Raw genomic sequence first — 11,512 nt, 5'->3', positions numbered from 1 at the left:
TCGGGCACACGCACCTGCCCGCCCGGGTGTCCGGCTCACGGACCTGTGACGAAAGCGTGATGAACAGGGCATAGTTGTCGGCGTGCACACGGACCCCGAGACGCCGCGCGGCCGCGCGGAGGGCCGCGATCGGGTGCCGCCCGCCGGGACCCCACGCCCGCCGTCACACCCGTCCGCCGAGCCGGACGGGCACCCCGACTCCGCGATCGACGGGTCCCGGCGACGCCGGATGCAGTCCATCGCCGACCTCGATGCCGATCCGCGGACCGAGGTCGTCGTCGGGCGGGGTCGCGGATCCACCACCGCCGGCGTGCTGCGTCGGTTCGACGCGCGCTCGGCCGCGGTGCTGCTGAGCACCAGTGGATCACTCCCCCTGCCGGTCCTGGGCTTCCTGCAACCGGAGTTCATCCGTGACGGCGGCCTGCCCTGGCTCGTGACCGTGTGGATGTTCACACTGCTGGTCTTCGCCACGACGCTGGTGGTCGGCCGGCTCAGCGACCGACTGTTCGCCACCTTCGGTTTCGTCGGCATGGTCGGGATCGCGGTGGCCGCCTACGTGGTCACCGAACCCGCCGCGTCGGGCGTCATCATCACCCTCCTCGCCGCCATCCCGGCGATCGCGGCGATGTCGTCGTCGCGCCGTGTCGTCGTGTCGTTCGCGGTGTTCGCCGTCGCGCTCGCGATCGGTCTGGCGTTCATCGACGTCACCTCCGTCGTCGGGATCATCGTGCGGTGTGGCGCCGGCGTGGCGAACGTGATGGTCCCGGTGTTCATCGTCGCCGCGCTGCGCAACTCCCTCGAGGTCACGATGGAGCGGTACGCCGTCCTCGGCGACACCGATCCGCTCACGGGTCTGCTCAACCGGCGCGGATTCCTCGCCCGCAGTGGAGATCTGCTGACCTCGGTCGCCGCGGCGGGTGATCAGGTCGGGTTCCTGCTCATCGACGTCGACCACTTCAAGGCGATCAACGACCGCCTCGGGCACGCGGTCGGCGACAGCGTTCTGGTCGACACGGTCGCCGCGATCACCTCCGCCGCCCCCCGCAGCAGCCTCATCGGCCGGTTCGGCGGCGAGGAGTTCGTGGTGCTGTGCGGCACCACCGGTCAGGCGGCGCTGTCGGCCACGGCCGAGCGGATCCGCGAGGCGGTCGCCGCGGGGTCGACGGTCACCGTGAGCATCGGTGCCGTGGCGGCGCCTCTGTCGAGCACCCGATCGGGTCGACCGAACATCTCACACGTGATCGACCACCTCACCCATCTCGCCGATCGGTGGGTCTACGTCGCCAAGAGCGCGGGCCGCGACCGCGTGGTGTGCCTGTCGTCGTCACCGATCCACTTCGTCGACGGCGACCCCGCCGGCGCATTCGCCCCCGTCCGCCGCATGGCGTGACCGATCGGGCAGCCTGACCCCGCGTGCGCGGGGACGACCTCGGCAGACGTGCGGGTTCTCAGTACGCGCCGTCGCGGGAGACGACGGCCTTCGCGGTGCGCCACAGGATGAGGATGTCCTGCATGATCGACCAGTTCTCCACGTAGGACAGGTCGAGGCGCACCGACTCCTCCCACGAGAGGTCCGAGCGGCCCGAGACCTGCCACAGACCGGTGATCCCGGGTCGCACGAGCATGCGGCGCGTGACCACGTGGTCGTAGGTCTCGACCTCCTCGCGCAGCGGCGGGCGCGGTCCGACGAGGCTCATGGAGCCGCCCATCACGTTGAACAGCTGGGGTAGTTCGTCGAGGCTGTACTTGCGCAGGAACTTGCCGACACGGGTGACGCGCGGATCGTCGGCCATCTTGAACAGGACACCGTTGCCCTGACTCTGGCTCGCCAACATCTGACGTTGCGCGTCGGCACCGACGACCATCGACCGGAACTTCCACATCGGGAACGGTTCGTTGCCGAGCCCGACGCGTTCGCCCCGGTAGAAGACCGGCCCCGGCGAGCTCACCTTGATGGCGATCGCGCAGGCCAGCATGACCGGCGACAGCAGGATCAGCAGGACCGCGGTGGCACTGCGGTCGAAGGCCGACTTCAGGAAGCGGTTGGCGCCCTCGTAGGCGGGCTTGTCGATGTGCAGCAGCGGCAGTCCGGCGACGGGCCGCACCATCATGCGCGGGCCGGCGACGTCGGTGACACCGGGCGACACCAGCATCTCGACGTCCATGTCGTCGAGATCCCATGACAGTTCCCGCATCGCGGAGTGCCCGAGGACCTCGGCGGAGGTGACCGCGACGGTGGTGGCGCCCGAGAGGGCGACGGCGCTGCGGGCGTCGGAGAAGTCCCCGAACACCGGGATGAGCCGTCCGCACGACTCGATGATCTCGGGATCGGTCGGCTTCTCGACCGGCACGCACAGGCCGACGACCTCGAACCCGAGCTCGGGGCTGGCCTCGAGCCGGTCGATCAGCGGTCGGGCCGAGCGGACCCCACCCATGATGAGCACGCGCTCGAGGTATTTCCGGGATCGGCGCATACTCACGAGGTAGCGACGCATGCTCCAGCGGCTCAGCAACAACAGACCCGTACCGAGCGGGAACGCGATGGCCAGGAACCCGCGCGCGACGCTCAGGGCCATCAGCTGGTCGACGATCGCGAACACGCCGAAGGTGGTCACCGAGGACGTGAGCACCCGGCTGTACTCGTTCGGGCCGCTGCCCAACACGCGACGGTCCGAACTCTGCGTGATGCGCAGCATCCCGAACCACCACACGACGATGGCGCCCGCGACGAAGATGGCGGGCCAGCTGAAGCGACCGAGGGTGTGGGTGAGGTGGTAGCCGAAGCGCACGATGAGGGCGGTCGCGACGGCGACGGTGATGACGACGAGGTCGACGATGCGGGCGCGGGCGGCGTACTTGTACATCCAGTGCTGCGAGCGCGGCTGGACGAAGCGGGCGTCGGTGGCGGGAACGGTGGAGCGCGCGTGCGGGCGGAACGGTAACGAGGTCACGACACTCCTTTCGGGATCCACGGCGAGCCGGTGTTCGGCGAACTGCGACGAACTGGTTTGTCAGCCTAACTGGTTTCCCCGCGTCGTGAGCGTGCATGCACGAGGTCTTGACGGCTACATCTGATTCTGGGTGACCGGCGTTACGTACAGGCGTCCATCAGGGGCGCCGCCAGGTGAACTGCGGTCACCGATCGACGGCTCGGATCGGTTGTTCGGCCGCGGCGCCCGCCATCGCGACGAGCAGGTCACGCACCTGCGGGGTGGGCACGTCCCGCAGCCGGGGCGAGGAGTTGATCAGGCCGAACACTGCATGCGCCCTGGTCAGCGCCTCGTCTCGCGGGATCGCGAGGTGCTCGACGAGGACGTCGGCCCAGATGTCGACGTAGTCGCGTTGCAGGCGACGCACCAGGCGTCGGGCGTCGGTGTCGAGTGACGACAGGTCGCGGAACTGGACCTCGATGAGATCGGGTTCGGACACCGCGAAATCGACGTGGCGCCCGATCAGGGCGCGCAGCACCTCGGCGGTCCCCGACGCGGTGCGCGCGGCCCGTCCGCCGTCGAGCAGTCGACGCGACACGTCGATCAGCAACTGCGCGAGCAGGTCGTGTTTGCCCTCGAAGTGTCGATACATCGCCGGCCCGCTGATCCCGACCTCGGCGCCGATGTCCTCCAACCGGACCGCCGCATATCCACGGCGGGCCATGAGATGCGCTGCGGCAGTAAGAATCTCGGCACGCCGCGCCGCCTTGGCGACATCGCGTGCGGTCGGCTCGGGCCGGCCTCCCCCGACTGCCGCCGACACGGCCGTCAGCAGTCCTGCTCGGAGGTCGCGCCGACGAACCGCGACTGCAACCACGGCAGCGCGTTGTCGAGGTTGATGTCGCCGTGCCCCTTACCCGCCTGCTCGCTGATGGTGAGGCGGTCGCCGAGCCCGCAGGCCTTCGCGACCGCGGCTTTCGTCCAGGCCTTGTCGATGTAGGTGTCGGCGTCGCCGTAGAGCACATACATCGGCGCGGTCACCGCCCGGCGCGGCAACGCGTACGACCGCAGGAGATCGGTGAGACGCGCGGCCGCCTCGTCGGTGCGGGGGGCGAGGTCGAAGGGCCCGAGTTCGTCCACGGCGGCGTCACGCCTGCCCACCAACGAACCGGAGCACGCCGAGAGCACGTCCCAGTTGGTGACCGCACTGCCGCTGCGGTAGTCGTCGCGGACGATGTCGGGGTGGGAACGGGCGGCCGCCTCGACGAACCACTGCAGGGCCGGCGCCTGGTCACGGGTGAGTGTCCCCGCACGGGCCTTCGCCACGAGTCCCACGACGTCGGCGGCGGGGACCCCGGCGACGACACCGACGAGGTCGAGTTCGGGGGCGTAGGTGCCCGCGTCCTCGTCGGCGGCCCAGATCGCGCCGCCGCCCTGCGAGGAACCGAACCCGCCCCACCGGGGGGAGATGTCGTCGAACACCGCGCGCAGGGCACGCACCGAGTCGATGACGTTGCGGCCCGCGGTGCCGGAGTCGAGGTACGGGTGGACGCCGGCTGCGCCGAGGCCCTGGTAGTCGGCGATGGCGACGGCGTACTTCGCCCCGAGCAGGCCCTGCGCGAGACCGATGAGTCCGCGGAGGTCGGGCGACGTCGACGGACCGCACTCGGTGTTGATGCCGAGGGTCCCGTGCGCCACCGCGACGACGGGCCATCCACCCGCGGGCGCCTCACCACCGGGTTTGAAGACGGTGCCGCTGACGCGGGTGCGCCTGCCCGACGAGTCGGTGGACACGTACTGCACGACCGACCCCTTGACCTTCCCGAGTTTCATCAGCAGCGGGAGGTCGTCCATGGGCTTCGCCGACAGCACCGAGCCGGGTGTGTCGCCGCCTCGGGCGGGGTTGTCGGTGCCGTCGGGGTTCGAGACGCCGACGACGAGCACGACCACCACGGCCACGACGAGCGCCACAATGATCGCGATGCTCCATGTGACCGGTCGGGTGAGCCCTGCGGGCCTCCTCACACCGGGTCCACGGTCACCGAGCCACGACCCGGCCTGCGCAGGGTCGCGAACTGGCACCGGACCACGGTGGTGTTGCCGTCGCGGAACTCATCGGTCATCGGAAGTCCGAACTGCGGTCGCCATGCGTCCAGCATCTCACCCGACAGCGGGTGAGCGCCCGTCTGCGGTGACCAGAAGTACTCGGTGCTCACCAGATCGTCGACCGGTTGCCGCCCGTCGATCATCGGACCGGTCGGGGTCGACCCCGCCTTGTCCATCGCGGCGACCACCGCGGTCGGCGAGGCGAAGCACCGGTCCATCCAGCAGGTGACCGCTCCCCCGGTGAACTCCTGTCGGATCTGTTGCGTCCCGCGCGGTGAGGCCTGCCGGTACCACGGGGTGACCGCACCGCCGATGGGGAACTGCGCTCGCGCGGACGCGCCCAGCACCCGCTGGTACACGACGTCGTCGTTGAGATCGGAGGCGATGAGACTCTTCAGCGAGGTGTAGAGCGGTTTGGCCGAGAAGTCGACCCGCATGATGCCGAAGGTGTCCTCACGGTCGGCGGAGTCGTCTTTCCGATCGCGCAGTTCCTGCACCAGGATCGGGCCGGCGAACGACAGCTGCGACCACTCACGGATCGACTCGGTGATGATGGCCGCCTGCGTCGCGGCGTCGGAGATCGGTGTGCCCGATGTCGGGAACCCCACCTCGGTGGCCCAGATCTTCTTGTCGCCGTCGCCGTACGCCTGCATGACCGAGTACATCCCGGCCACCATCCGCATGGCCCCGTCCGGGTCGAGGGGGTCGGTGGAGTAGGAGGTCGGGTAGGAGTACGGGTGCACCGACAGAGCATCCATGTACCCCGCCGCCCCGGCGGCGTACATCTTCTCGACGAACGTGCGGCCGTTCATAGTGGTGGAGGTGTCGACGGCGGTGGCGACCGAACCACCGAGGACGGTGATACGCGGGTCGGCCGCCTTGATCTGCCGATAGGCCGCCTTGAGCATCGACGTGTAGAACACCGGGTCGGGTCTCGGGCGGAAGAAGTAGCCGCCGTTGGGTTCGTTCCAGATCTCCAGCGTGGAGACGCGACCCGAGTAGTGCTCGGCGACGTCGCCCGCAAAGCGTCCGAATTCGGTGGCCGACGCCGGGCGGCGGGTGAACTGCGAGGATCCGCCGGCCTGCCAGCGGGGCGTGTAGTCGACGACGCCGACGATCTCGATGCCGTGGGCCCTCGCGGCGTCGACGACCCGGTCGACCGGCGCCCAGTTGAAGACACCCTCGACGGGTTCGATGAAGGGCCAGGCGAGGTCGAGACGCAGGGTGCGGACGCCGAGGTCGTTCATGGCCGAGAGCGATCGCTCGAGAACGGTGTCGTCCTCCACGATCAGCATGCTGCCGCCGTTCACCCCGATGGGGACCAGCTGCGGTGCGGCGGCCACGGGGGTGGGCCGGGTCGAGGCGGTCGACGTGGCGGTGTCGCCGGCGGGGTCGGTACCGCATGCGGTCGTGAGCACGGCGAGGACGACGAGGGCAACTGCCATCGTCGATGCGGTGGACGTGCCGCGAACCAGTCGAAGTATCCGTTGGAGTTCGTTAATGAAGTTGACTGTAGCGAAACAGCGCTACCTGATACGCAACTTGCGGGCGTATTTGAGCCCGGGCTCCTCGACGAAGCGGTAGGTCACGGCGGCACACGCCACCGACAGGACACCGACGATGGCGAGATTTCCGAGCATCCCGCCCACGCTGTCGCCCGCGAGCAGACCCCATCGGCCCAGCGCGATGAGCAGGGGGAAGTGCCACAGATAGATGCCGAGCGAGATCTTCCCCAGATATTCGAACGGCCTGAAATCGAGGATGTCGGCCATCCGCGAGCGGCGCCCCTCGGCCAGCGGCAACACAATGATCAGGATGAACAGGCCGGCCGCGAGCCCGGTCGCGGTCACCTGGAAGTTCGACTTGAGCGCGAGCAGGGCCAGCATCGCGAGCGTCGACACGACCAGCCCGGCGACCGACCAGCGCCGCAGCCTCGTGCCGAGCCGCGAACCCTCGGGGCCGACCTCGACCGCGACGAAGAGGACCGCCGCGGCCATGCCGAACGCGAAGGCGTCGCTGCCGCCGAGGAAGCTGCGCAACACGACCGCCGACCAGTTGGCGCCGAAGTTCTGCTCGGCGATGTCGGTGATCCCGGCGCGATGGGCGAGGTGGTAGGCGAACACCTTGCCCGCGACGCCGATGACGACGAACAGGATCGGCGGGATCAGCCCGATCACCACGGGGTTCCACCGCATGCGACGACGCAGCGCGAACATCAGCGCACCGACGATCGGGAGGGCGAAGTAGAAGGCGTACTCCAGCGTCAGCGACCACGACGGGTTCACGCCGGTCTGGATGAGGCTCGGGAAGTACGTCTGGACCAGGAAGAGGTTGGCGATGAACGTCCACGGGTCGGTGATCATCCCGGTACCCGCCTGCGAACCGATGACCAGCGACTTCTCGGCGTTGGTCAAGTAGGCGGCCTGCAGGGCGAAGTTCGCGATCAGGAAGATCACGAGGTAGACGGGGAAGATGCGCAGCAGGCGGTGGATGACGAACTGTCGAACGTCGGGCTGTTTCGGGGCGCCGAGGAACAGGGCGCGCACGAACGGCAGGAACAGCAGGAACCCCGAGAGCCCGAAGAAGAAGATCAGCGACTGACCCAGCAGGCCGATCTTGCTGGCCACCGTCGTGTCGGGTGAGTAGTGCGCGGCCACGTGGACCACGAGGACGGCGATACAGGCGAGGCCACGCGGTCCGTCGAGACCCTTGATGCGACCGCGGCGACGCGGTGCCACCGTCGCCGTGACGGGAGCACCCGAGATGGCGGAGGCCGGTATCACCGGGATGTGTCCCGAGGGCCGGTGCGGGGTGTCGGCGGTCACGCGGTCGACCCCGCCCCACGCCCCACGGCGGCGGATCGTGCACAGGTCGACGAACTGGCGGCCCCGGTCTCGAGCTGCGCTGAGGTGTTCACCGTCACCGTCCGTTTCGTGGTCTGCGGCCGACCGCACACTGATGCGCGATGGCGTGCTGGCGTCACGGAACGGCACAGTCGTGCCGATGGATCACCGTGACGAGGTCACGAGAGTGATGGTAGAAGCCGTAGCACGGTTTCGCAGGCCCCCCGGCCACCCCCTGCGGGAGTCGACGTACCCGACCCCCACGCGGTCACCATAACCGGACCCGGACACCGTCACCACTCGGACGAACCGCCCGCCTCAGGTCAGGCGGCCACAGTCGTTCACGACGGCCCGATTGTTGAACCGGTTCTGCAGCCAGCTCGTCGCGATCGATATGTCGACGTCGGCGTGGCCGCGATCGGGCTGCAGCACCGACTGGATGGTGTCGCCGAGTCGGCACGCCCGCGCGACGGCGTCGGTGGTCCACTGCGGCGTCACCAACTGGTCGCGGCCGCCGTAGAGCACAAGGATCGGGGCCGCAGCCCGCCGGACCGGCAGGCTGCGCCGCGCGAGGAGGTCGGTGAGCGCATTCGTCGCCGCGGTCGACGACGGCGTGAGGTCGTCGGGACTGATCTCCTTGATGACCGCGGCGCGCCGCTCGGTGAACGCAGGGCTGCACTGCGACAACAGATCCCAGTTCGATTCGACGACGCCTCGACGGTACGAGTCCAGGTCCAGGTCGGGGTTCTCGTGCTTGAGCACCAGCAGCATCCACTGCATGAGGCCGCGCTGGTCCTCGGTGAGCCTGCGCTGTGCGGCGGCCTGCGCCAGCGGCGCGATGTCGAGCGGCGGGGAGGCGGCCGCGGTGCCGAGCAGGTCCAGATCGGGGGCGTAGGTGCCGGCGAGCTCGTTGGCCGCGAACACGGCCTGCCCGCCCTGCGAGGTGCCCAGGGCCGCCCACCGGTTGGACACCGACGGGGACAGGCGACGCGCCGCGCGCACCGAGTCGATGACGTTCATGCCCTCGGTCGCCGCATCGAGATAAGGGTGTGTCGGTTCGGTCACACCGGGAGCCCCGAGGCCCTGGTAATCGCTCACGGTGACCGCGAAGCCCTCGCTCACGAGGCCACTGGCGATGATCGAGATCCCCAGCAGGGTCGGGTCGAGGGTCGGCCCGCACTCCCCGAGCACACCGGTGGTGCCGTGGCCGAGCGCGATGACCGGCCACCCCCCGGTCGGCGGTGTCCCCGACGGGATGAAGATCGCGCTCGAGACCTCGGTGCGGGAGTCGTCGATGCCGGAGGTCGAGCGGTAGACGACGCGGGCGGCGATCGACGACGCCGCGCTGACACGCCGGTCGAGGAGCGGCATCTCGTTGGCGCTGACGATCGAGCCGACGCCGGTGTCGCGGGTGTCGACGGCCAGCGGCGCACCGATGGTCGACTGGGCGGGATCGGAGTCGGCGCTGTCGGAATCCGAACCACAGGCCGCGGTCGTGGACAGCACCGCTGCGACACAACCGATCACGGCGAGCGCGCGGACACGCCCGCCCACCGGTCCGCGCGATCGGTGGATGTCGCGCTTCGTCACGGGTCTCCGCATCGTCATGTTTTCCTCAGTCCTCGGACATCACGCAGTACGTGCAGGGCGTCGCGGCCGTCGCCGACCCGGTTGCCGATCATGTTGGCGCCGATCAGCGCGATCGCCGCGACGCCGAACCCGATGGCGCCGCCGAGTCCGATCGCCTGCGTCAGGCTGGTCTCGGTGGAGGCGCCCGCCGGGGTGGAGGCGTCGACGACGAACAGCTCCGACTGCACCGACTCGGTGCCCATCGGCTCGAGCTCGCTCACGACCTGGCGCATCTGATCGGCCATCGACGACGCCAGCGTCGTGGCCGCCTCCGCGGTGTCACCGGTGGTGACGATGCGGAACACCGCGCTGTTGAGCACCGGGAAGACGGTGATGCGCGAGGCGAGGTCGGCCGTGGTCGCGTTCGGGCCCAGCACCTTCGCGCGGTCGGCGACGAGGACCCGTGACAGGACCTGTTGGGAGAGCGCGAGGTTGCGCATCGTCTCGATCTCGGCGCGACCGGACAGGTCACTGGCGTACGCCGCGACGACCGACGGCGGTCCGGGCGCCTTGGCGACCACGACGGCCTGGCTGGTGTATTCCGGCTTCTCCATGCTCTGGGCGAACCAACCGACGGCCATGCCGCCGACGACCGCGACGAGGACGGTGATCCACGACCGCCGCAGGATCCGGCCGTAGTCGGTCATGGTCGAGGTCGACGGCGACTTCACGGTCGGTCCCCGCAGTTCGTCACGTTGCCGCCACCGAGCCGCAGGGTGTTGACGAAGTCCACCGCCTGGTCGGCCTTGAGATCCTCCTGCGTCTCCCCGACGCGCCGCACCACGAACAGGCTCTGTCCGTCCTGGCACGCCTGGGTGATCGCGGCCTCGGTGGGTCCGACGTCGGCGACCTCGTCGTCGGTGCCGTAGATGATCAGCGCCGGCTTCTTGTTCGCGCCGACCGGGGCCGCCCGTGCCTGGATACGCGACTTCACGAACGCCGCGGCCGCCGCCGAGTTCGGCCTGAGGTCGTCGGGACCGAGCGACGTGATCGCCCGTCCGATGTCCTCGACGGAGGTGCGCGCGGTCGGCAGACACTGCAGCAGGGTCGGCCAGATGCTGCGCGCGTACGACGAGCGGTAGTCGTCGAGGTTCATCGACGAGTTCGAGTCGGCGATCGACTGGAGCGTGTAGATGTACACCGAGTACTGCGCCGGGGTGAGGGTCCCGCTGACCGCGCGGTCGACCAACCCGGTCATGTTGGCCCACGGCGCGATCGACGCCGATCCGAGCAGGTCGAGGCCCTGACCGTAGGCGGCCGACCGGTCACCGGCCGCCCACGACGCCAACCCGCCGAGGGCGCCGCCGTAGGAGATCCACCGGGTGCTGACCACGCTGGGGTTGAGGGCGTGCGCGGCGCGTACCGCGTCGATGAGGTTGTTGCCGTAGGTCGTCGCGTCGAGGAACGGAACGACCGGGCCTGCCTGACCGATGCCCTGGTAGTCCGACATCACCACGACGTATCCCGACACCGCGATGTTGGCCATCACCTCGGCGTTGCCGAGCATCGACCCGAACAGCGACGGGGCACACTCGGGTCGGATTCCGGAGTTGGGGCGGCCGTAGGCCACGATCGGCCAGCCGCCGTCGGGCGGCGGGCCGTTGGGCACGACCACGATCCCCGACACCTCGGTCGGTGAGTTGTCGAGTCCGTTGGTCGAGCGGTAGATGATCCGTCGGATCGACACCCCGACCGAGGAGAGGTCCGGGTCGACCGGGCTGGGCGGGTCCTGCAGTGCGACGACGCCGCCGGGACGGCGCGAGTCGGCCGGGGCGGTGAGCGTCACGTTCGGGTACTGCGACACCAGGGCCGGCCCCGAGACCGACGGGTTGATGGGGACCGAGGTGTTGTCGGGCGGCGACACCGAGCAGGCCGCGCTCACCAGCACCGTGAGCATCGTGGTGGCGCCGAGCAGGATCGACCGGGCCGTCCGACGGGTCGGACGGCGTCGCACCGGTGCGATGTCCGTCGGCCGCCGGTGCGGTCGTGTCATGTCCGCGACCC

9 protein-coding genes are annotated in these 11,512 nt (G+C 69.6%); 1 reads left to right on the top strand and 8 read right to left on the bottom strand.

The features are described 5' to 3' along the window. Window positions 1-82 precede the first annotated feature (82 nt). Complete coding sequence (locus tag ACQ7HM_RS16235) at window positions 83-1,390, top strand: diguanylate cyclase (protein ID WP_434217268.1); 1,308 nt, start codon at window positions 83-85, stop codon at window positions 1,388-1,390. Window positions 1,391-1,448: 58 nt separating this feature from the next. Here the strand turns inward: ACQ7HM_RS16235 and ACQ7HM_RS16230 are convergent, their stop codons facing one another. The 8 genes from ACQ7HM_RS16230 to ACQ7HM_RS16195 form a co-directional block, all read right to left on the bottom strand. After that, window positions 1,449-2,951 (bottom strand): sugar transferase, encoded by a 1,503-nt coding sequence (locus ACQ7HM_RS16230; RefSeq protein WP_434217267.1) that lies wholly within the window; start codon window positions 2,949-2,951, stop codon window positions 1,449-1,451. A gap of 184 nt (window positions 2,952-3,135) precedes the next feature. Then, complete coding sequence (locus ACQ7HM_RS16225; protein ID WP_434217266.1) at window positions 3,136-3,753, bottom strand: TetR/AcrR family transcriptional regulator; 618 nt, start codon at window positions 3,751-3,753, stop codon at window positions 3,136-3,138. 5 nt (window positions 3,754-3,758) lie between these two features. Then, window positions 3,759-4,955 carry a lipase family protein gene (locus ACQ7HM_RS16220; protein ID WP_434217265.1) on the bottom strand — a complete coding sequence of 399 codons (1,197 nt, stop codon included), beginning with the start codon at window positions 4,953-4,955 and terminating at the stop codon, window positions 3,759-3,761. Beyond that, entirely contained in the window at window positions 4,952-6,481 is a 1,530-nt protein-coding gene (locus ACQ7HM_RS16215) for a GH39 family glycosyl hydrolase (protein ID WP_434217264.1), read from the bottom strand. Before ACQ7HM_RS16215 ends, ACQ7HM_RS16220 begins: the two co-directional genes overlap by 4 nt. 81 nt (window positions 6,482-6,562) lie before the next feature. Then, window positions 6,563-7,861: an acyltransferase family protein gene (locus ACQ7HM_RS16210; protein WP_434217263.1), complete on the bottom strand. Its 1,299-nt coding sequence runs from the start codon at window positions 7,859-7,861 to the stop codon at window positions 6,563-6,565. A 336-nt stretch (window positions 7,862-8,197) separates the two neighbouring features. Next, a complete protein-coding gene (locus tag ACQ7HM_RS16205) occupies window positions 8,198-9,469 on the bottom strand; it encodes an alpha/beta hydrolase (protein WP_434217262.1) in 1,272 nt (423 codons plus the stop codon). 14 nt (window positions 9,470-9,483) lie between these two features. Continuing rightward, window positions 9,484-10,179 (bottom strand): YveK family protein, encoded by a 696-nt coding sequence (locus ACQ7HM_RS16200; protein WP_434217261.1) that lies wholly within the window; start codon window positions 10,177-10,179, stop codon window positions 9,484-9,486. Continuing rightward, window positions 10,176-11,501, bottom strand: coding sequence for a lipase family protein (locus tag ACQ7HM_RS16195; RefSeq protein WP_434217260.1), 1,326 nt, complete (start codon window positions 11,499-11,501; stop codon window positions 10,176-10,178). The genes ACQ7HM_RS16200 and ACQ7HM_RS16195 overlap by 4 nt, the downstream gene beginning before the upstream one ends. Window positions 11,502-11,512 lie beyond the last annotated feature (11 nt).

It is taken from the genome of Williamsia sp. MIQD14, from assembly GCF_051025635.1.
Lineage (GTDB): Bacteria > Actinomycetota > Actinomycetes > Mycobacteriales > Mycobacteriaceae > Williamsia_A.
The sequence above is the reverse complement of the archived record's forward strand: the minus strand, read 5'-3'. Positions and strand labels throughout refer to the sequence as shown.

What these genes read in the sequence shown, in the direction of transcription:
- ACQ7HM_RS16215 (WP_434217264.1), bottom strand. Translation starts at nt 6,481, where the DNA reads ATGGCAGTTGCCCTCGTCGTCCTCGCCGTGCTCACGACCGCATGCGGT.
- ACQ7HM_RS16195 (WP_434217260.1), bottom strand. Translation starts at nt 11,501, where the DNA reads ATGACACGACCGCACCGGCGGCCGACGGACATCGCACCGGTGCGACGC.